A 233-nucleotide genomic window follows, 5' to 3' on the forward strand; every position below is an offset into this window, starting at 1 on the left:
AACATCACTCCAAATGGTGACTCTACCGACATTAGCTAAAGCACCCACTTGTGTTGCAGAGTAGTCACTACCGTTACGACCTAATAAGACCGTTTCCCCCTTGTTGATTACGACTAATAAACCCCGTTACAACAAAAACGACGCTCAGGATGTTTAGCTAATAATGATTGAAGTAATGGGCGAGATAAAGTGTCGTTGACTTGTGGTTGAGCCGCTCTTTCAGCACATAAAAA

1 pseudogene is annotated in these 233 nt (G+C 42.5%); it reads right to left on the reverse strand.

From position 1 onward, the window contains the following. Positions 1-233: pseudogene (locus BHE89_RS03230) on the reverse strand (amino acid kinase family protein); the annotation flags it as partial.

This window comes from Shigella sp. FC1967, assembly GCF_001743005.1.
In the GTDB taxonomy this organism is placed as follows: domain Bacteria; phylum Pseudomonadota; class Gammaproteobacteria; order Enterobacterales; family Enterobacteriaceae; genus Proteus.